Annotated in this window: 20 protein-coding genes and 1 tRNA gene; 15 read left to right on the top strand and 6 right to left on the bottom strand. The window is 36.4% G+C overall.

All coding sequences use genetic code 11. The features are described 5' to 3' along the window. Position 1 precedes the first annotated feature (1 nt). The 7 genes from ULVI_RS13585 to ULVI_RS13560 all read left to right on the top strand — a co-directional run bounded on the left by ULVI_RS13585 (position 2) and on the right by ULVI_RS13560 (position 6,642). Positions 2 to 3,133, top strand: coding sequence for an efflux RND transporter permease subunit (locus ULVI_RS13585; protein WP_068593341.1), 3,132 nt, complete (start codon positions 2 to 4; stop codon positions 3,131 to 3,133). Positions 3,134 to 3,219: 86 nt separating this feature from the next. Next, positions 3,220 to 3,585, top strand: coding sequence for a DUF805 domain-containing protein (locus ULVI_RS13580; protein ID WP_068593340.1), 366 nt, complete (start codon positions 3,220 to 3,222; stop codon positions 3,583 to 3,585). A gap of 31 nt (positions 3,586 to 3,616) precedes the next feature. After that, on the top strand, positions 3,617 to 3,850 hold the full coding sequence (locus ULVI_RS13575) for a hypothetical protein (RefSeq protein ID WP_068593339.1): 234 nt from the start codon (positions 3,617 to 3,619) through the stop codon (positions 3,848 to 3,850). Next, a complete protein-coding gene (locus ULVI_RS13570) occupies positions 3,850 to 5,016 on the top strand; it encodes a mechanosensitive ion channel family protein (RefSeq protein WP_068593338.1) in 1,167 nt (388 codons plus the stop codon). The genes ULVI_RS13575 and ULVI_RS13570 overlap by 1 nt, the downstream gene beginning before the upstream one ends. Positions 5,017 to 5,121: 105 nt before the next feature. After that, positions 5,122 to 5,292 (top strand): hypothetical protein, encoded by a 171-nt coding sequence (locus ULVI_RS15465; protein WP_157632633.1) that lies wholly within the window; start codon positions 5,122 to 5,124, stop codon positions 5,290 to 5,292. Continuing rightward, the gene (locus tag ULVI_RS13565) at positions 5,264 to 5,635 is read left to right on the top strand and encodes a SpoIIAA family protein (protein WP_068593337.1); all 372 of its coding nucleotides are present in this window, start codon (positions 5,264 to 5,266) and stop codon (positions 5,633 to 5,635) included. Before ULVI_RS15465 ends, ULVI_RS13565 begins: the two co-directional genes overlap by 29 nt. 20 nt (positions 5,636 to 5,655) lie before the next feature. Then, the gene (locus ULVI_RS13560; RefSeq protein ID WP_068593336.1) at positions 5,656 to 6,642 is read left to right on the top strand and encodes a C2 domain-containing protein; all 987 of its coding nucleotides are present in this window, start codon (positions 5,656 to 5,658) and stop codon (positions 6,640 to 6,642) included. Between the two features lie 100 nt (positions 6,643 to 6,742). On the opposite strand, the gene ULVI_RS13555 is transcribed toward ULVI_RS13560, so the two are convergent. Then, positions 6,743 to 10,000, bottom strand: a complete 3,258-nt coding sequence (locus ULVI_RS13555) for a CHAT domain-containing protein (RefSeq protein WP_068593335.1) — start codon at positions 9,998 to 10,000, stop codon at positions 6,743 to 6,745. 57 nt (positions 10,001 to 10,057) lie between these two features. Between ULVI_RS13555 and ULVI_RS13550 the strand changes: the two genes are divergently transcribed. Next, the gene (locus ULVI_RS13550; protein ID WP_068593334.1) at positions 10,058 to 10,834 is read left to right on the top strand and encodes a hypothetical protein; all 777 of its coding nucleotides are present in this window, start codon (positions 10,058 to 10,060) and stop codon (positions 10,832 to 10,834) included. Next, positions 10,821 to 12,002, top strand: coding sequence for a hypothetical protein (locus ULVI_RS13545; RefSeq protein WP_068593333.1), 1,182 nt, complete (start codon positions 10,821 to 10,823; stop codon positions 12,000 to 12,002). The genes ULVI_RS13550 and ULVI_RS13545 overlap by 14 nt, the downstream gene beginning before the upstream one ends. Before the next feature lie 26 nt (positions 12,003 to 12,028). Here ULVI_RS13545 and ULVI_RS13540 read toward each other — a convergent pair whose 3' ends face one another. Continuing rightward, on the bottom strand, positions 12,029 to 12,907 hold the full coding sequence (locus tag ULVI_RS13540) for a hypothetical protein (RefSeq protein ID WP_068593332.1): 879 nt from the start codon (positions 12,905 to 12,907) through the stop codon (positions 12,029 to 12,031). 307 nt (positions 12,908 to 13,214) lie between these two features. On the opposite strand from ULVI_RS13540, the gene ULVI_RS15460 reads away from it, so the two are divergent. From ULVI_RS15460 to ULVI_RS13515, 6 genes are all read left to right on the top strand, one after another. Then, the gene (locus tag ULVI_RS15460) at positions 13,215 to 13,361 is read left to right on the top strand and encodes a hypothetical protein (RefSeq protein WP_157632632.1); all 147 of its coding nucleotides are present in this window, start codon (positions 13,215 to 13,217) and stop codon (positions 13,359 to 13,361) included. A 186-nt stretch (positions 13,362 to 13,547) separates the two neighbouring features. Next, entirely contained in the window at positions 13,548 to 15,452 is a 1,905-nt protein-coding gene (locus tag ULVI_RS13535; RefSeq protein WP_068593331.1) for a tetratricopeptide repeat-containing sensor histidine kinase, read from the top strand. A 10-nt stretch (positions 15,453 to 15,462) separates the two neighbouring features. Further along, a complete protein-coding gene (locus tag ULVI_RS13530) occupies positions 15,463 to 16,131 on the top strand; it encodes a response regulator transcription factor (protein WP_068593330.1) in 669 nt (222 codons plus the stop codon). 237 nt (positions 16,132 to 16,368) lie between these two features. Beyond that, on the top strand, positions 16,369 to 16,947 hold the full coding sequence (locus ULVI_RS13525; protein ID WP_157632631.1) for a DUF6252 family protein: 579 nt from the start codon (positions 16,369 to 16,371) through the stop codon (positions 16,945 to 16,947). A 35-nt stretch (positions 16,948 to 16,982) separates the two neighbouring features. Next, on the top strand, positions 16,983 to 17,411 hold the full coding sequence (locus ULVI_RS13520) for a hypothetical protein (RefSeq protein ID WP_068593328.1): 429 nt from the start codon (positions 16,983 to 16,985) through the stop codon (positions 17,409 to 17,411). A gap of 18 nt (positions 17,412 to 17,429) precedes the next feature. Continuing rightward, positions 17,430 to 18,344 carry a tetratricopeptide repeat protein gene (locus ULVI_RS13515; RefSeq protein ID WP_068593327.1) on the top strand — a complete coding sequence of 305 codons (915 nt, stop codon included), beginning with the start codon at positions 17,430 to 17,432 and terminating at the stop codon, positions 18,342 to 18,344. Positions 18,345 to 18,547: 203 nt separating this feature from the next. Here ULVI_RS13515 and ULVI_RS13510 read toward each other — a convergent pair whose 3' ends face one another. The 4 genes from ULVI_RS13510 to ftsZ all read right to left on the bottom strand — a co-directional run bounded on the left by ULVI_RS13510 (position 18,548) and on the right by ftsZ (position 21,680). Next, entirely contained in the window at positions 18,548 to 18,808 is a 261-nt protein-coding gene (locus ULVI_RS13510) for a GIY-YIG nuclease family protein (protein ID WP_068593326.1), read from the bottom strand. Positions 18,809 to 18,846: 38 nt separating this feature from the next. Next, a tRNA-Arg gene (locus ULVI_RS13505) sits at positions 18,847 to 18,920 on the bottom strand. Positions 18,921 to 18,942: 22 nt separating this feature from the next. Beyond that, positions 18,943 to 19,395: a GatB/YqeY domain-containing protein gene (locus ULVI_RS13500; protein ID WP_068593325.1), complete on the bottom strand. Its 453-nt coding sequence runs from the start codon at positions 19,393 to 19,395 to the stop codon at positions 18,943 to 18,945. A 149-nt stretch (positions 19,396 to 19,544) separates the two neighbouring features. Further along, a complete protein-coding gene (gene ftsZ / locus ULVI_RS13495) occupies positions 19,545 to 21,680 on the bottom strand; it encodes a cell division protein FtsZ (protein ID WP_068593324.1) in 2,136 nt (711 codons plus the stop codon). Between the last annotated feature and the right edge of the window lie 64 nt (positions 21,681 to 21,744).

Raw genomic sequence — 21,744 nt, 5'->3', positions numbered from 1 at the left:
TATGACTATCACAGAACTATCTGTAAAAAGACCTACGTTAGCCGTAGTTGTTTTTACCATTGTCGCCCTTTTGGGAATTATAAGTTACTCGGGCTTAGGATACGAATTATTGCCTAAAATTACTTCTCCACAAATTTCGATCAGCACTACCTATCCTGGTGCTTCTCCTTCTGAAGTGGAAAATTCGGTCACCACTAATATAGAGGATGCGGTAAGTGCCCTAGAAGGTGTAAAAAGTATTACGTCTACTTCTCAAGAAGGTATTTCTATTGTAAATGTAGAATTAACCTATAACGCAGATGTAGATAAAACCCTACAGGATGCCCAACGTAAAGTAAACAACATTGTAGGGCAGTTACCCGATCAAGTGGTACAACCAAGTGTAGATCAGTTTTCGTTCGATGATCTTCCTATAATGCGTCTTGGGGTTTCTTCGGAAATGGATGTAACCGAATTCAACGATCTGGTTGAAAATGATATAAAAGAAACATTATCTCGAATTGAAGGGGTTGCACGAGTTCAGGTGATTGGTGGTAATGAACGTGAAATACGCATAAATGTAGACCGTGATAAACTGAAGGGGTACGGATTAAGTATTCTTCAAGTAACACAAGCTATTAGTGCTGCAAATCTTGATTTTCCAACAGGGAATATCAAAGATGATAAGCAACAGGTAACCGTTCGTCTTTCAGGAAAATTTAAGGATGTAAACGACATCAAAGGATTGGAAATAACCAACGGTAATGGTTCGAGTGTACGTGTTGAAGATATTGCAGAAGTGTATGACACCACTAAAGACGTAACAACTATTTCGCGAATTGACGGGATTAGTTCCATTGGATTAACCATTTCAAAACAAAGCGATGGAAATACCGTACAGGTAGCCGAAGATATTAAAACTGAAATTCTTAAAATTGAAGAAGAATATGCTGACAAAAATTTAAAGATCGCTGTAGCTCAAGACAGTTCTGTGTTTACACTCGAAGCAGCCGACGCAGTAATATTTGACCTGATGCTAGCTGTTGGACTGGTAGCGATTATCATGTTATTCTTTTTACGAAGCTGGAAAGATTCAATTATTGTTATGGTATCTATTCCGGTATCGATCGTTGCCACATTTATTGCTATGAACCAATTAGGTTATACGCTTAATTTAATGACGTTATTAGGATTATCACTGGTGGTAGGGATTCTGGTCGATGATAGTATTGTAGTATTGGAACAAATTCACTCCGAAATGGAGAAAGGAAAGTCCCGACGAGAAGCCGCCATGGAAAGTTGGAAGAAAATCGGACTTTCAGTAATGTCGATCACCTTGGTACTTATCGCCGTATTTCTCCCAATCACTTTTGTAACGGGACTTATAGCAGATTTACTGAAACAGTTTGCTGTAGTTGTGGCATTTGCAACTGGAATATCGCTAATCGTTTCCTTTACATTAACCCCTTTATTATCGTCTCGTTTTTCTGAAGTAATTACGCTAGACAGAAAAAAAATGTTACACAGACCTTTAATTGCTTTTGAAAGTTTTCTAACCGGGGTCAACAATGTTTACAAAGACATTTTACAATGGACACTTTCCAGAAAACGTATTACAGCCTTCACCTTATTAGGATTAGTGATTGCGTCCCTCTTATTGCTCGTTTTCGGATTTATTGGAAGTGAGTTTGTAAAAAACGGAGACAACGGTGAATTTATCGTAGAACTCGAACTACCCAAAGAAAGTACTATTGAAGAAACCAACCTTGCGACGCTTGCCGTAGAAGATATTCTTTTACACGATGCTATTGTTGCTTCTGTATTCTCTACCGTTGGAACAGGAACTGGTGGCGGTGGAAACTCTTCGAATCTGGCCCAGATAAATGCTAAGATGATAAGCCCAGATGACAGAACGATTACTTCGGAACAATACGCGCGGGACATTAAAATAAAACTCACTAAAAACATTCCAGGTGTCAAGTTTAAAACTGCAGCAGTCGGTATGGTTGGTGGAAGTACTGCCGGCCCTATTCAAGTATTGCTAACCGGAAGCGACATCGATCAATTAATGGAAACCGCGGAAGAAGTAAAAAAAACGATTCAATCTGTAAATAGTACGCGGGAAGTTGAACTTTCAGTAGAAGGCGGAAATCCTGAGGTAGCAATTAACGTAGATCGTGATAAAATGGCAGCGCTCAACCTAACGATGAGCACAGTGGGTACTACTATGCAAAATGCATTTGCCGGAAATACACAATATAAATTTCGTGATGGCGAGAATGAATATGATATTAATGTAAAACTGGATCAGTTTGATCGGCAGAACATAGATGATATAAAGAAAGTAACCTTTTTAAACACAACTGGTGAACTTATCGAACTCCAACAATTCGCCTCAGTGGAACAATCTACTGGGCCTTCAAAACTACAAAGGGATAATAAAAGAAGCAGTGTGAGTATTGGCGCACAAGTGGTAGGTCGCCCCGTTGGAACCGTTTCAACAGAAGTTCAAACCGCAATAGAACAAATGAAAATGCCCGATGGTGTCGAGTTTGAAATGGGTGGTGATTTAGAAAGTCAGACAGAAGCCTTTGCGAGTTTAGGACTTGCTTTATTAATGTCGATCGTACTTGTTTACCTCATCATGGTAGCACTCTACGAAAGTTATGCCTATCCTCTCGTTGTAATGTTTTCTGTTCCAACTGCAATGATTGGAGCCTTTTTAATTCTAGCCTTATTTCAGGAAAGTCTGGGTGTATTTACCTTTTTAGGGTTGATCATGTTGGTTGGTCTAGTAATAAAAAATGCCATTTTAATTGTCGATGCTGCTAATCAGTTTAAACAAGAAGGAATGAAAAGCGTAGAGGCAGTTGTAAATGCAGGGCTTTCAAGACTTCGTCCTATTTTAATGACAACGCTTGCTATGGTGATCGCTATGATTCCTATTGCTTTTGCAGCTGGAGCTGGTGCAGAATGGAAAAACGGACTTGCCATGGTGTTGATAGGCGGACTTACCAGTTCGTTGATTTTTACGGTTATCATTGTCCCTGTTATGTATATCGTAATCGATATCTGGAAAGGAGACATAAAACGAAAAGTTGCAAAAGAAAATGCCGGTAAAATATCGGAATTAGAAGTTGCTAAAACCCATTAAAAACAAGTGGTTCTTGACCTTTCAGTTGTTGGTTTAAACATAATACGTTTTTCTGAAAGGTTTGGGAACCCTACTAAAAAGGTTACATGAAGTGGTTTAAAATAGTGATTGAACGATTTGGTGAATTTAAAGGCAGATCTCGTCGCAAAGAGTTTTGGATGTTTTTCTTATTTGCTGGAATAATTGGAGCTGTAATTTCTCTAGTAGAAATATACCTGCTGAAATGGCAAGTCCCTTTCTGGGATCAGGGACCTTTAGAAACTATTTTCGGCCTTTTTATTTTTATTCCATTTTTGGGTGTTTTAGTACGACGTCTTCATGATATAGGTAAAAAATGGACGTGGCTATTTATTGCTTTCATTCCCATTGCAGGACAAATAATGATTATTTATCTCTTGAGCAAAAAAGGAATGGTAGGGAAAAACAAATATGGAGAAGATCCAAAAGGTTAAAAAATATAGGTTGAATTTAAAAATGTAAAATATGTTCTATTACATCGCAAGCAAAAAACCAAGACTAGAAGTGAACATTGTTGAGAATTATTCCGAAGAAGATTTAGAGAGAATATTTCTTTACATAGAAGCATTATTGGATAATCCTAAAATGAATGTCACTTTTAAAGTTCTCCCTTCGATAAAAGAACAATTTAAACAGACCCTTTCTTCTAGACGTTGGAATCCTTTCTACGCATATAACATACAAGAAAACGTAACGTAATGACAGAATTCTGGAATACATATCAAGATAATATAATTTGGTCTGCCATTGTAATTATCACGGTTTTGGTACTGCGATTTCTAACAAAGAAATTACACGATTGGCTGGAGCGACGAAGCATTAAAAAATTTCCGGGGGAAGAACCTACCACCATTCATCTTACCCAAAAGATTCTAAATGCGCTATGGATCGTTTTGGGGATTATGGCCATATCCTGGAATTTTATGGATGAGGCACGGGTGAAAGAAGTAGCGGTAGGAAATTTCGGCTTGGTCCTTTATTTGGGAATTATCGCCGTTGTAACCTTGGTAACAGCCTCACTCGTACAAACTTGGTTTAAAAGAACCATAAAGGAACGAACTATCACCAATCAGGATACCACTAGTTATAAATTTCTAAGGTACATCGCCATCTTCGGGGTGTATTTTATAGGCGGACTATTAATCTTAATAGCCTTTGAGTCCATGCGGAGTTTTGCAGCAACGGCTTTGGGCGGCGCGGGTGTCTTAGCTGTCGTGGCTGGTGTAGCGTCTCAAGAAGCACTTTCAAACCTTGTAGGAGGGCTTTTTATTATCGCATTTAAACCGTTTAAACTTGGAGATATTATTAAAGTAGACGAGTCTATGGTCGGTACTGTTTCAGATATTACCCTACGGCATACTGTTATTCGAAATTACGAGAACAAGATGATTGTTATCCCAAACTCCATTATCAATAAAGAAAAACTAATTAATTATGATCTTGGGGAACGCATGTGCTGCCAATGGGTAGAAGTAGGAATTTCATACGATAGCGACATTGATCTTGCAAAACATATTATGCGGGAAGAATGTGAAGACCACCCAAATTTAGTTGATAACAGATCTGAACTCGACAAATACAACAATGTGAAAAAGGTGGTAGTTCGTGTAATAAGTCTAGACGATTCTTCAATAACCTTAAGAGCATGGGCTTGGGCAAGTAATTTCGGAGCTGCTTTTGAAATGAAATGCGATCTCTACGAAAGCATCAAAAAACGGTTTGACAAAGAAGGTATTTCGATCCCTTTCCCACACCGAACAATGGTTTTTAAAGAAGAGCAATTTAACGTTCTTAAATATACTTTTTCAAATTCAGAAAAAACCAATCATATACAGAAAGATAAAACTGAAACTAAAGATGAATAATAACGAACCTCACATACTTTTTACATCGGGATTAATACTCTTAGGAATAGCCTGTGTTTTACTAATTTATAAAATTTATAAAAGTAGAGACAAACCTAATTTGAAATGAACACACTACTAATAGTTATTTCAATAGGTATTGTTGCCGTCATTGGTTTCTTAATGATCTCTCCAATTATAAGGTCGAATAAGAAACTGAAAAATAAATACCTCAAAGACAAAGAACAACATAGAAAAAAGAAGAAAAATGATAAAAATAGAACAGATACAAAATAAGAATATCTACCTATTCAAGGTAACCGACGCTATTGACCAAGCAGGTGTTGAGACATTTATAACCTTTCTAGAAACCAAAGCTGATAACAATGAGAAAATAAAAGTGATAGGTGTGATGGAAAGTTTACCAGGCTTTGAAAATTTTAAAACCTTTGTCGAGATGGTGAAACTAAAATCAAAAGCTATTACTGTTATCGAAAAATATGCTGTATTGACTAATAAGGATTGGATTGAAAAAATTATACCCATAGGAAATTTTATGACCCCCGGAATTCCTGTTAAGCATTTTGCAATAAATGAACGCGAGGCTGCTATTGAATGGCTCGAACAAATCCAAAATTAAGAACAATCTAAAAAAACAGAATGAACAAACTTTTTACAGTTACAGCAATACTATTCATTTCCACTTTTGCTACAGCACAGCAAACTACAGATTCATTGCAACAAAAAGCAACGCAAAGCATCAAGGAGAAATTTCCAAGAGCTCGTGTTTTAAATTTTGAGTATGGTCAAAGTTTAAGCCGTGAGTTCGACTCAGAATTTTTTGATGAAAAATTTCAGGAAGGTGAAATAAAATCGCAACGCACTTTCAATGCATCTGCAAATATTCCTATTTATAAAACTAGGAAGTGGGGATTAACTGGTTCGGTAAATTATCAATTTAATGAATTTGAATTCAATAATATTGAAACAACAGATATTACTGTATTTGAACAAAATGGAACTGTAAACTTTCATAACTTTTCGACTGCAGTAAGCTCAACCTACTTCTCTACACTGTTTAAAAAACCAGTGATTTATAATGCTTCTTTAATAGTAGATGGAAATGATGAAGGGCTGGAACGTGTAAAAGGATTGGTTGGTCTTTCTTTTATTCTGAAAAGAACAGCGCGAACCACAATGACCCTAGGAGCAATTGTATTTATTGACCCTACCTCGCAGTTACCTTTCTTCCCAACGTTTTCTTACAATCACCGATTCAAAAATTCAAAATGGGAAGTGGATTTCATTCTTCCACAACGGCTATTATTAAGAAGAATGGTAGGTGAAAACGGTCGTTTTTCTATTGGAAGCAGCTTTGGCTCTACCGGGTTCTATGTAAATGTTGACAATCCCAATTTTGCAGAAACTTTTGAGTACAGCCAACTAGAAATTAAATCCGGAATTATTTACGAACACCGTTTCAGCGATTATTTAATTGGGACATTCCAAGGTGGTTTGCAAAACTTTATCAGCAACCGTTTAACAGAAAAAGGAGAGCCAACCAACGATTTTATTTACAAGAACAATCAAGATCCAACCGGATATTTTCAAGTAGGAATTTCCATAGACCCTTTTACAAAGAAGTAAACCAACTAACGAATAAATTAATCTATAAACGCCCGGTATACCTATCGGGCGTTTTTTTCTATTGAACTTATAAAAGTGGAATCTTACTCTAACTACTTTTTTATTGTATTAAAATAAAAGCAGCCCAATAATAAGGATCCGGATGTAGCTTTTGCATTTGATTTCGGCTAGTAATAAAGGCTTCAGCCAAAGTTCCTTTTTGTTCAATTAAATTGGAATAGAAGGTTTTCATAAATTCTGCCGTTTTAAGATCATCCACCTTCCAAAGGGAAACAATTAAATTTTTAGCGCCTGCTAATTTTAAGCCACGTTGTATTCCGTAGATGCCTTCATTACCCTGTGAGTTTCCTAATGCTGTTTCACAAGCAGACAGTATTACTAAGTTTGTTTTACTTAAATCTAATGAGGCAAGTTCGTTTGCGGTTACAATTCCGTCCTCCGTTTGAGACGTTATTCTTTTCCCCGTTTTCCAAAAGTAATTTGCACCTGTAAATACCAATCCTGCAGTATTCATGGGATCCTGCTCTTCAAAATATTTCGCCCGTCCCTTAAAACTATAATCTACAGGTTGAAAACTCATAATCCCTTTCGGGCGTTCGTAAAAAGCATGGGTTGCAACATGCACTATGTCTGGCTGGTTTTTAATAGCGTGGTAAAAATTCTCTTCCAATGCATTATTTTCAATAAACGTTTGTGTACGTATTCCGTGTCTTGTTAATAATGCCTCCAGCGTAGCTACTTCATTTTTGGTTCCATCGAGTGATTTCCAAAAAGCCCCTCCTCGATTCTTATCTTGGTCAGGTACTTCTGAAAGTAGTGCTTCCAAATTTTCATTTTCATTATAATTAATAGCTCCAAAAACAGCTGCACTTGAATAGCTAAAATGCTTTTTAACCTGAGGTATGTTCTGCGTGGTACTTACCTGATGCAACGTATATTTTTCATTTAAAAACGCACCTTCGTTATTTCTCCTTAACGCAGCAAATGCAACGGTATGAAGCATTCCCGACGGAGCATAAAAAACCGTTGTCGTACCTGTTAAATAAGGTTCGATTTTATTCCAAATAAGCGCATACGCCTGAAAAGAATTTTTGTTATAAGTTGTATTAATAGTTGCTTTTTCGCTCGTGGAATTCGCCATATCCTTTGGATTAAAAATAGCTTTAAGAGTGGCTTCTTTACATAATTCAATAAAAACAGGATAGGTCATGGAAGGGGTAAGCACAAATGCACCGTACATTCTTTCACTTTTCTCCTCGTTGAGATAGTTTGATTTGTAACTCACAAATTCAATAGCTGCTTCTGAAGGTTGTAACTGCTCTTGAATGTCTTTCCACGTGAATTTAGTAACTTCCACCTGCTGAGCTACATTTTTAGTAGTTTCAGACATAAGTTGCTTTTGAAAAAGGGTTGCATAATCTTGAATGGAATCTCTGTTTTTATAATTAATATCTGAAGCTTTTTCCCTTGCTTCAATCCATTTCATATACAGAGCATCCCCGTTTGTATCTTTTACATTCGACCCTGTAAAGGCTGCTTTTCGCTCCAGATTAACCGTTAACTCCTTATAAAATAAAATACTGTTATACCCCATAGCTACCATGGCATCCTCATTTCGATTTCTAACAGATAAATAATACATGGCTACATCGGTATAGGGAACATACAATTGAGATAGGTCGTTATTCTTTTGAGTGGGAAGCACAAAGTTTTGTGCCAGATTTCCCATATTTTGTATCCACGGAATCGTATTCATATTCTTCAAAAAAGATTCCATTTTGTGATCTGCAGCAGTCATATCACCTAACTCAAAACTTGCCAATCCTGAATATATATTCATTTTATTTAGAATTGAATGCAGAAAGTGTTGATCGCTTTTATTTCTTGAAGAAAGTTGTTCTACTTCTTTTTTAGTTTCCATTTCTAACGCCAATGCTTCTTTATATTTTTTTTGACCCATAAGTGCTTCCATATAATATAATTTTGAAAGAAGGTACATAGGTACATTCTCTTTCTTGAAGATATCTTTAGAGGTATTTTGCACTGCCTGATTGTATTCTTCTTCAACAGAACGATATGTATGTAAAGCCAAATGAGTAGCAATGAGTGCCGGAAAGGTTGAAAATTCATTTCCTTTCTCACTCCTAATTTTTTCAGCGAAAGGCAATGCTTCGGTATAGTGCTCTTTTGTAAATAAAGCTGCCCAGATCATAAAATCCAATTGGGATTCTAAATTCATATCTGAAGCATCCATTTGTAACGCTGCATCGGCCCTAGCTATATCTTTCTTTATTTTGGGGTACAGTCCGAGTAAGCTGTCGGTTTCTAAATTTATCGCCAAGGTTTGAACCTGAAACAAAGTCTCCATTCCCAAAGCAATAGGATCATTTTCATGCGATGTTTTTAAACTTTCCATCCCTTCTTGCGATCTACGTAACATTTGGTTTTGCATTACCGTATCTAACCGACCGGCAACCTCAAGGGGTTTTTCTAGGGTTTGAATTTGAGACATCACCTTATCCATTTCGTCGCCTTCTAAACCAGACATCTGGGCTACCGATGTCATGATTTCCTGAATATTCTCAAGTTTAACGCCATCTTCCGGAAGTATTTGTCCCATGAGTTGTTGGGTAAGTGCTGCTTCCATTTCACTAGAAAGGTTCTTGGTCATATTTTCTATTGAAGCATTAACCGAATTGGTATTCGCATGCATTTGTTTCCTATCAATGTCAATTTCCACACCATCGGTATTCATTTTTTCTGTGATCTTTTTTAACATTTCTTCTTGAAGATTCCCATATTCTGCCATCTTTTTCAGGGCGTCAGCTTTCATAACCTCTTCCATTCTAGAGCGTAAAACCTCAACATATTCGGTGAGTTGCAAACGGGCATTTACTTCCTCCTTTGGAATCGTATATTCTAAAATTGAGTAGGTCTGAATTGCCTTTAAAAGTTGGGCGGTGTCGGTGGAAAAACGTTGGGTGGCTTCAATTATATGTTGTATGTGATTCTGAAGAGTATTATTGCCACTTTCTTTAAAAGACTGAAGCACTTCTTTGGTGGAAAGATCTGCAAGTTGAAGGGTTTTTGAATACTCGTTTTTAGCTTTTAATACGTTAAAATGAAGCCGAAGTAGTTCACTGTAAAGAGCATAATGCGCTGCTGACTTTTTTTCTTCGGAAGCAACTAGTTGTAAACGTAAGGTCTCACAGATACGTTCACTATCTGCTAATCGCCTTTGTTGAAATGCTGTTTTAGCCTCAACTACTTCTTTTTTAATACGCTCAATATCTGTATCTTGTGCGTAGATCCCCTGTACAAACAGAAAAATCGTGAACAGTAGTAATCTATTTCTCATAGCAGTGATTTTATACGGGATGCAATTGATTTTATCTTTTAAATGTAATTATTAATTATGGTAGCATTGCGATTTTTTTTGTTTTATCTCGCTGTATTTCAAAGCATAGCACAAAATTCTTCAGAAACAATTACTGTTATTGCTACACACGGTCATAATATTACCTACGGAATAAATAAGCAACCGCTAACGAGAGGAACAACGTTAAAACATACTACTACACTTTATTTTACCGATCCTTCCAGTGAAGTGGCACTTTGGTCTCCAAGCACGAATGAATTTTTTATAAAGCCAGACACTTCTTCAGAAAACACTGAAAAAATAAAAGGGACTGACAATAAGAATTGGTTGGTACGTTTGGTTAGTGATTTTTTTACGGAAGAAAAGAAATCCGGCTCTATGCGTGGTGAAGATTACGGCACATTCATAATTTATAATAAAGAGCAACCTCTTGAAAAAGTAATGATTCGCTTACACCCTGACCTTCCTCCTCATTTACATTATACCCTTGAAATAGAAGCGGCGAATAAAGGAAGCCAAATAAGAATACATCCCGATAAAAAAGGAATGGTCGATCTTACTTCCTATATCCCAGCTCACAGTTCTATTGCAAAACTTGGACTTTACGATACCATTAAAAACCACACGACCTATTTTAATGAAGCTGTTTATTACCTTAAACAGAAAGAAACAATTCGAGAAGAACTTAAATTATTAACATCCTTGTACCTACAAAAAGGACTGTCTGAAGAAGAAACGCGGGATGCACTTAACACTTTTTTAGAAAACACATACGACCATAAAATTCAATTAGAGGCCTTTGAATCGTTTTAGATTTTTAAACCAGAAAGTCGTACTGCTATGTGTATTAAATACCATTGTTGGTTTGTTGGTTTTTTTTCTGCTTCAGAAGAACCACATACTTCCCGGTGATAATAGTACAGTATTTCATCTTGGACCAAAAGTTAAAGCTTGGTTTGCTTCAGAAAAACCTGCGTTGGACGGAGCCCGGTTTCTTATCATCGACACCAGTAAAGATTACATGGTCGTGGATAATGCTCGCGGAGATCTTTCAGAAGATATAACAAATGGAGTTGCTGTGGTGCATCGTGGCTTGTTATTACGTTTCATGGATCTTTTAAACAAAACGAAAGACTACAATTATGTAATGTGTAATATTCTTTTCGATTATGCTTCGCCGAAATATGATAGAGAATTAGTGCACGAAATGAGCTCCTTGCCTAGGTTTTCAATTTCTTCGGGATTAGGAAAAGAGATGCTTCACGCTCCTTACAGAGACTTACCTATGGCTGATGCTTCGGTGTACATGCCCGGTGGCACCATGACAAAATATCGCCTGTACGATTTGTATAAGCAGGACACCCTTCGGTCTTTTCCTCTTGATATGTATACCGCTATTCACGAGACCCGATTTAAGCACGGTATGTTTTATAGTTCTCTTGGGGCAAAAAAGGTTTTTAACGATTTTCAACTTGAAAAATTTATAGATCGTGACCACATTCAAACACTATCATTGGGGGAAATATGTAGCTTAGACGTCACCTCATTTAAAGCTGCCACCAAAAACAAAATCATTATCATTGATAATATAGAAGCGAACCTCAAGAAAACGATCTATGGAGATGCTATTTCAATGCCAGTAATTACTGCCAATGCCTATCTGGCACTTATAAAAGGAGATACTGTTATAACCTGGTATTTTATTACTTTTCTTACGTTGTGCTGTTTATTTTTCTCATACCTGATCTCGCTACCGCAAGGCCGATTATATCCTACCATTTTCGACAAGCCCGTTATAGGAATATTACGCGGCGGAATCTGGTATATTCCGTTTTTTGCACTTCTTTCTGTATTTGTTTATTTCGTGTTCGGGAATAACTTGAACTTAACTTATCTAGGAGGTTTCTTTTATATGGAGAATCTGTTTTTTAACTGGAAGTATCATTGGAAACGAGTTAAAAGAAAAATGAATTTTAATTAATTACATTCTAGTATCTCTTCCTTTCATTAATCGAAATCATCTTCCATATCCATATCGTCTTCATCACCGTCGTAGTCGTCATCGTCCTCTGCGAGTGAAAAATCTATGGTGTCCATTCCCATATCTTCTAGTTCGTAGCAGAATTCTTTAAAAACTATTTCTTTTAACGTATCGCTGTTAGGCAAAGGGGATACATACAACAAAAGATTGCCCAACTTGTTCTTCTGTCCCTCTATCTTTTTAAGTTTATCCCAGTATTTATCAAGTTCTTTAACAAGTACCTCTTCTAGAATGGGGCGAAGATTATAATCAGCCCAATGGGTTATTACTTTACTGAAATGCTTATTAATTAAAGATCCAAAAAACGTATTTAGATCTTCCTCTTTCATTCGGTCTGAAAAATCCAGTAGCTGCTGAATTATTTGAAGAAATTCGTTCGTTCGTTTATCTTCATTATACTTTGCTAGCTTTTGGGGTACTGCTTCTTTAATTCCGGCAGGAATTGTAGAAAGAGCATCGTTTTTTAATTGTTTCTGAAATATCCCAAAAGGTCTGGGCTCAAAATCCAGCAACCACGCCAACAGATCTAACTTATAGGGTCTGGAGCGTATCGTTCTACTTTTTAAAAAGTTTTCTAACGATTTAAATGCCCCCACCTCCATTTCCTCTAGATCTTGCACTTTAACGGGTCGCTGTATGTTTACAAAATACTGGATAATTTTCTCGTCAGTTTCAGAAATTCCACCGTTCTCTTTTTCTTTACTGAATTTCAACAGCGTCGCTTTTCTAAGGTTGGTTCTCGTAGCATTGTGTTGTAGAAATTTTTCAATAATATCTGTATTGCCTGAATCTACTCTGGCTAACAGCTCCTGTATATAATTTTCTAATGCGTCTTTACTTTTCAAAAATGAGCTCTTTTTAATTCATTGCATTTGGAAGTTTTGGAATTCTCCCGGAACCTTTGGAAGTTTTATTATCGTTTCCTAGTTCCTAAACTATCTTTAAACTATCGAAATAAATAGGTAAAGCTACCCTATTCTTTTCTAACTGTTGTCTGTTTTTAATTCACATTGCCTTTATGGGAAGAGGCAGTAAAAGTACATTAAGAACTGCAACAGTGCCTCCCAAACATTCTATGCATAAATATAGGGTTTTCCAGAACGTCAGGGAAAACCCGCTCACTGGCGATTACTTAATTCTAAATACATATCTATGAAAAATTATGTATTGGCAGGACTTCTCATGGTACTTTTTTTAGCATCATGCGTTCCTGAAGCCATAGAGGAAACAACGGGGTTTGTGCAATTGGAACCCGTAGATAATGAAGGGTCGGGCACCACACCTCCCCCCGAAGATTGATTGAAACATACGTATTCAATATCTGTTTCAGTGAAAACAGAATGACTTATGAAAGTGATGGTCACTAAGACGATCACTTTCATTTTTTCTTCAAAAAAATACTCCCCTTAAATTATACTATCTTAGTAGGTCAAGAAATACTTGGTCTCCCCACATTTTACGAACCTCTGTTAATAAACATCTTAGATGAACCAATCTCTATTCGCACTTCTTTTTTGGGTATGTAGTCCGATTTTTTCTCAAGGAATTTTTACTTCGGAAGAAATTGCAACAACTCCAATCGCTTTATATGAAAAAGGGAAGAACAGCTCGAATTCAGACACAGCACGAATGCATTATTTGAATGAAGCACTCAAAACCATGGAAGAACACGATACGTTACAATCGTATATTTTATATGCTAAATGCAACTTACATTATAGACTGGGACAAATAGATAGTTTAAATTACTTCGGAAAAAAATTAAAAAGGCTTTCAGAAAAAAATGAAAATAAGATCAATCTTGCTAAATACTGGTATCTGAAAGCATATTACTTTGAAAACACCAATCCAATTATAGACAGTGCGTATTTTTATTACCACCGTGCTAAAATCGTATTCATTGAATCTTCACAGCCTGAAAAAGCGGGTAATTGCGCGTTTAGAATGGGTGCCATTCAAAGAATTAAAAACGACTTTTTTGGAGCAAAAGAAACATTAATAGAATCGCTGAAATATCTTCAAAATAAAAACTATAGAGCAAGTACGTATAATGAATTGGGTATTGTGCACAGAAATTTGAATAACGAAGAAAATGCCGTAAAAAATTACCAGAAAGCTATACAAACCACCGAGAATAAGAGGGACCGACTCATATTTCGAAATAATCTTGCCTACGATCTATACTTTTTTGAACGATATGAAGAAGCAAAACCAATTTATGAAACCATTCTTGCAGATCCCGTTTTAAAAAAAGATTCCATCTCGTACGCCCGGACGCTTCATAATTTTGCACTCCTACAATGGAAAATGAAAATCAGTACCCATGAGCAAATTTTGCAAAAACTAAATCTTGCAAAACAGATTAGAAAAAATACACACCACACCTTAGGAATACTTACCAGTTATACGGATATCGCTTCGTATTACAGCACTAAAAACCCAACCCTAGCAAAAAAATTTGCAGATTCTGCCATACAGCTTGGAAGAAAAATGAACCTTCCCAGTGCAGAAAAGGAGGCATTGGCAGTTCTTATGAAACTAGACAAAAACAATGTTTCTCTTAGAGACAGGTATGTAATTTTAACCGATAGTTTGCATACAAATGAATTAAAAGTAAAAACACAGTTTGCACAAATGAAATATGAAGATGAACTTGAAAAAGTAAAACTTTTACATTTAGAATCGGAAGCAATTCAGAAACGGGCTGAAGCTGCAGAACAAAAAAATCAAAAAATAGTTTTTATCAGTTTAAGTATTTTTCTTTTCCTTGGTGGACTTGCCCTTTACTTTTTATTAAAACAACGACACAAACGAAAAGAACTGGAAAAGGTTTACGCCACAGAAAGACACATCAGCAAACAATTACACGACGGACTTGGAAATGATATTTTTGGATTAATGACTGCAATACAGAATACATATAAGCCCCCTTCAATTCTCGACAATTTGGAACAATTATATCAAAAAACCAGAGATCTTTCACATTCGTATGCGGCTATTTCGGGTGGAAAAGAATTTATTAATGAAATTGAATTTTTACTTACGCCCTATCAGAATACTACTACCAATATTATCCTGCAGGGACACGAGAGTATTGCATGGGAAATGCTAAAGGATTACAAGTGTGTTACTATCTACAGAGCATTGCAGGAACTTTTGGTAAATATGGCAAAACACAGCAATGCTTCATTGGTTTTTATAAAATTTCAACAACAACAAAATAACATTCACGTAACCTATAAAGATAATGGTGTGGGTGGTTCCATACATCCAAAAAAAGGCACAGGATTAGCTAATACGGCTTCCCGTATTGAGAATTGCAACGGAACATTTAATTTTAACCCAACACTTGGTAAAGGAGTTGAAGTGAACATCACGATACCTTTATAATTAAAAAAATATGTGTAAAAAAGTACTCGTAATAGAAGATCTTGATGTAATAGGAAGTGGAATACTAAAAAAATTAGATGCCATTGATTATATTGAAGAAGTCCTATTTTCTCAATATTGCGACGAAGCGTTATTAAAATTTCTACAAGCGCATAAGGAAGGAGTGCCTTTTCATTTAATAATAACCGACTTATCCTTCCATAAAGATCACCGCCCGAGCACACTACACTCTGGCATCGATTTTATAAGTAAATTAAAAGCATTGGGATACAGCACCCCTATTATTGTTTTTTCAGTAGAAGACCGTCCCAATCAAATCAAAATTTTAAAAGAGAATTTAGGTGTTTCCGGCTATGTACTTAAAGACAGGAATGGTTTAGAAGAACTTACCAAAGCAATTCATGCCGTGGCTAAAGGAGAAAGCTATGTCTCTTCGAAACTAGCAGGTGCCGCTAGAATAACAAATAATCTTACCATTACCAACTTCGACATTCAGTTATTAAACTTATTGGCTTCGGGCAAAAGTCAGATTGAAATTTCCACCTATTTAGCAAAAAGCAATATATCTCCCAACAGTTTAAGTTCTATAGAAAAACACCTAGGGAATTTAAAAGATGCTTTAAAAGCAAGAAACATAACCCAATTGGTTGCGCACGCTAAAGATCTTGGTGTAATTTAATATTGATAACTTTCACTCCTTTGCATTCTTATTTTCCGAAGAAATAATTTTAACAAATTCTTCTTCTCGATCATAATTATTAAAAAAACAGTTAGCTATTACGGCATCCCGTAACCATTGATTGTCAATACACTGTAGCTTTGATGTATAGAAACATGAAGCAGTTTCATGTTTCTTAAAAATTATAGCACATACTAATTCATACCTAATAAATAATAACCTTAAAATCTCACAATTATGATCTCTATTAAACACCTATCATTATACTGCCTGTTATTGTTGTTTCTTGGATCCTGTGGTACAGATGATGATCAAAGCACAACCAACGACGATGTGGCAGATGATGATACAGATGCTAAAATTACTGCTGTCGTAGAAGGCCAACAATTCACCTCTTTTGATCTTGATGAAGCCATTGAAGCGCAAATGGTACTTATTGAACTGAATGGAAAACAAGCCTATTTTTTAACCATAGCAGGAGTGGATCTTGATGGAACCTCAGTAAAGGCTATTGGAATTTCTTTCGGAGATGGGGATTTTACCCAACTCGCAGCTGGAAAAGAACATTCAGGAATTCCTAATGATATGGGAATTGAGTACGCTTTGGGGACCTATCAACATGAAAATGGGGATGAGACTTTGGTTAATGCGACTTCAGAAGATTCTGAAAATGCTTCTGTAACTGTTACAGCAATTAATAAAGAAGACAAAGTTGTGTCTGGTGTGTTCACCTTCACTGCAATCGATCCAGATACCGGAGATAGCTTTGAGGTTACTGAAGGAAAATTCACTAACATTCAATACGAAGTGCTTTAGGCGCATTTTTTACAATCTATTTTAAAAGCACTATTATGAAAAATAAGATTCAAATTTTAATCCTGTTTCTGTTAATTTTCTTTACAGGCATCTTCACCATCACAGCACAAACTACACGCATGTATCCCCCGAAAAAGGACTCGAAGATAGAAAGCGTTAATCAATTTGTAGACCACAGTTTCGACCTGTACAATAAAGTATTTGTATATGATAGCCTTACTCAAAAAGGAGTAGAAATTCCACCTGAATATGAAGATATTATTATAGAAGATTTAGAACGAAATGCAGACAGTCTGTATCAAATTTTTCCGGTGGTTCTGGACGAAATGAACGGAGAAAAATTATGGGTAAAAGCAAAAGCGATATTAAATCTTAACAAGGCTAGAAATGCTTTAACGTATTCGATAAAAACAGCAAAAAAATACACATTGGGCGAAGCAACCGAACCTGAAGAAGAGGAATAAGAAATTAAAAACAGTATTATGAAATTTAATTACCTATTATTCGGTTGCTTTTTACTTTTAATTAAAACGGGAGTTGCACAGGAATACAAAACCCCCTTTAAACAGGAGGTTTGTAGTTGTATGGAAGAAAAATCAGCCAATAATCCGGCTTATAGTGCTATGCTAGAAGTTGCTTTAATGCAATGTTACAAAGAAATCCTTCCACAGTTTGCCGAGCAAATCGATGCAACTATTACTACTAATGATACCAACGCAAAATACCGTGAAGGACAACAGTTAAGACAGACTGTACTAGCAGATTTTAGGCACGAATTGGTACTTTCCTGTGATTATTATTTTGAAAAAATTGAAAGTGCCTTACACATGCAATCAACTTTATTAAAGCAACAAGCCACAGAATATACATTAAAGCAGGCAAATCAGGAGGTAGCCATGCATCCCAAGGCAGAATCGTTTATGAAACGTGGCAATCTTTACATTTTAACAGAAAATTATCCACTTGGTATTTCAGATTTACGAAAAGCAGTATCACTTTCAAATAATGGCTATACTGCGCGTTTTCAATTAGCTTCCGGATTAATAAGCGCAGGTAATTATAATGACGCAATTGCAATACTGGATGAATTAATTTCAGAAAAAAACAATCCTAATGCACTTGTTACAAGAGCCTATGCACTTCGCAAATCGGGAGTGCGGACTTATCCTAAAAAAATGATAGAACCAACTAAAGATGTAACGATAAAAAAACAAAGTCCGAAAGAGGTATTAAAAAATCCTAAAAGTCGTAACTCGCGTCGTGGTTCTCCAAAAAGAACTTCAAATAGCACAAGAAACAGACGAAACGGGTCTTCTAAGTCACAAGAAGCTACAAAAAAACCGGTGGATACAACGCATCAAAAATTAAATCGTTTGTTTAAAATAGACAATCATTAGTTAAATACTCATTCGTAGTGTGCCCATTAAAACGCGTTCGTTTTTACAAATAAAAACTTCAATATCTTAGTATTTGGAGAAGTCCTAAAAAACAAAAGAATTAGTGGGGCAATCTTTTATTCTGAAAAGAACAGACCGCGGAGGGATTCAAACCCCCAACCCTCAGAGCCGAAACCTGCCTGCCGGCAGGCAGGTCTGATGCGTTAATCATTAAAAGTACCTTTATCATAAAGAGCACGCAAAAATTCCCGACCAGATCCAGACTTGAAATACTTTTCTCGAGAACGCGCTTCAACTCGTGTTTCAAAAATTTCATAATGGTATAATTCCCATGGAATAAAGCCTTTCGTAGATTTGTTCTCTCCATTGTTATCTTGAGAGATCCTTTTTATCAAATCTTGAGTAAGGCCTTTATAGAGCCTTCCACCTTTCTTACTCTTTAAAACGTACACGTAATATCTCATAAAACAAAAAAAGGTCTAGCAAAGCTAAACCTTTTTTGTGACCGCGGAGGGATTCAAACCCCCAACCCTCAGAGCCGAAATCTGATGCGCTATTCAGTTGCGCCACGCGGCCTTAAATCTCTAAAAGAGAATTATTATGAATTCAATCGTTTTTTTACAATCATCGAAATAGTTTTTCCATCAGCTCTTCCCGCTACTTTACCATTCACCATTCCCATTACTTTTCCCATATCTGCCATAGAAGTTGCACCCGTTTGAGTAATTGCTTCATCTACAATTTCGATCAGTTTTTCTTCACTTAATTGTTCTGGCAAAAATTGTTCTATTACAGCAGCTTCCGCAAGTTCAGGTTCTGCAAGATCTGCCCTCCCCTGTTCTGTATAAATTGCAGCACTGTCTTTACGCTGTTTTACTAATTTCTGAAGCATCTTTAATTCTTCCGCTTCACTAATATCTTCTTTAGCTCCACTTTCAGTCTGCGCTAGCAATAAAGCAGATTTAACTGCCCTTAAAGCCTGCAATGCTTGAGTGTCTTTCGATTTCATTGCGACTTTCATCGCATCCATTACTTGTTTTTGTAAGCTCATCTTCTTTTAAATCGGACTGCGAAGATACTATAATTACTACATACTTTAAAAAAGGAATGCACTAAAAAATAAAAATCCGATAACGCATTTTCACGTATCGGATCTTTACCTATAATGAAATGCTACATAGCGCAGCATTGCTACAATTATTAATCTACATTATCGTGCAGAAAAGAATTATTAGAACGCAATTCAATATCATCATCGTCTGTATTTACAGAGGTTCTAGACATAGAACTATCATCTGTTCTCTTGTTCTCAAGCTCGATTCCCATTCGCTTATATGCAGGTTGTTTCTCAATATCCTCAATATGCGAAGCACTATTTCTAAATTTATAATTAAACTCCTTCATTTTCCTTTTTCGCTCCTCGGTACGTTCTCTTAATAATTTATTAATCGGTGTATTCATAGGATCGATGGTCTCATCTTCCTGTGCTGTTTCTATCTCTTCGGAAGGGGCTACCGTTTTCTTCTCAAAAACGATTTCTTCTTCAGCTGCTTTGGAAGGTTTTGCATTGGTTAATTTATCTTCCATTTCTTGATAGTCATCTAAACTGTATCGCTTTACCCCACGATCTGAAAGCTCAGTAACGGGTACTACCTCGACATGATCATTCACTTCAATGTCTTCAATATCTGAAGTTAGTGTTTCACGTTCTTCTTCAAACTGCTTATTTTGTGACGCTGATTCGCGCGTATTTAATGTGTTTTCTGAAGGTTTTTTTTCTGAAATATTAATCGGAAGATCGAACATTAGTATTTGATCTTCTGTTTCTGAAATTTCAGTAAAATCGACATTTTCATCTTTCAGAACATGGGTTTTCTTTACCTCTTTTTCTTCAGAAATGTCTCTTTTTTCTGAAACCACTTCCGAAGTAATTTGACTTTTTTGTTCTGTTTTAGCAGTTGGAGAAATAATCTGATAATCGTTTACATCGATCTCATTAATTACTAATTGTTCAAACTCTGCAATGTGATGAATATTAATTTCTTCAAAAGAAATATCTAGATTTCGCAACAACTCTGACGTTTCAACATATCCTTCAAACGGTACCTTTGGCGTCGTTACTACCGATGCCTTAGGTGTTTTCACTGGAGGTGTTTCTTCAACCTCTTCGAACAAAGTGTGCTTAATTACGGGTGCTTTCGCTGGAGCTGCTGTTTCATTAGAATTAGATTTTGGCAGCTGTACCGAAGTTCCTGAAGTAGCTTTCACAGAAAGATCTTGTTCTGCACGTTGCTCTTCTTCTAGCGTATGAATAATTTTCTTTGCTTCGGTATTTACAATTTCGTTTTGTTGCTCCATATTAAATCCAGTAGCAATCACGGTAATTGAAATTGCTCCTTCAAGGGATTCGTCCTCACCTACTCCCATGATAATATTAGCACTGTGTCCTGCTTCATTCTGAATGTGATCACTAATCTCTCCTATTTCATCGATGGTGATCTCCTCATTTCCTGAAACGATAAGTAGCAATACATTCTTTGCTCCTTTAATTTTATTATCGTTTAGCAAAGGAGAATCTAATGACTTAGTAATTGCCTCATGTGCTCGTTGTCCTCCCGATGCACTAGCACTACCCATAATAGCAGTTCCACTATTAGCAAGAACGGTCTTCGCATCACGCAAGTCAATGTTTTGAGTGTAATGATGGGTAATAACTTCAGCTATTCCACGAGCAGCGGTGGCTAATACTTCATCAGCTTTCGAAAAACCGGCTTTAAAACCAAGATTTCCGTACACTTCACGAAGTTTGTTATTATCGATCACAATTAAAGAGTCACAATTCTGACGAAGATTTTCCACCCCGATATGTGCCTGTTCATTTCGCATCTTTCCCTCAAACTGAAACGGTATCGTAACAATACCCACCGTTAAAATATCGAGGTCTTTAGCCATTTGTGCAATTATTGGTGCAGCACCGGTACCGGTACCTCCACCCATCCCTGCAGTGATAAAGATCATTTTAGTGTTGGTTGTTAGCATACCTTTAATCTCCTCAAGACTTTCCACGGCAGATTGCTCACCAATCTTAGGATTTGCACCTGCTCCCAAACCTTCTGTGAGAGAAACTCCCAATTGGATTTTAATTGGCACTGGGCTGTTTTCTAATGCTTGAGAATCGGTGTTGCAAATAACAAAGTCCACTCCCTTTATGCCTTGACTAAACATATGGTTAATGGCATTACTACCACCTCCTCCTACGCCAATAACCTTAATCACATTGGATTGGTTCTTTGGCAGATCGAACGAAATGTTATCAAATTCTGTGTTGCTGCTCATAATATATATTCTTTTTGTGAGGTTCTTTTTCTTTTATTTTTTTTCTAAATGGATAGTCGCAATT

The sequence above is a fragment of the Cochleicola gelatinilyticus genome, from assembly GCF_001637325.1.
Classification (GTDB): domain Bacteria; phylum Bacteroidota; class Bacteroidia; order Flavobacteriales; family Flavobacteriaceae; genus Cochleicola; species Cochleicola gelatinilyticus.
Note: the sequence above shows the minus strand (reverse complement) of the source record. Positions and strands in the feature narration are given on the sequence as shown.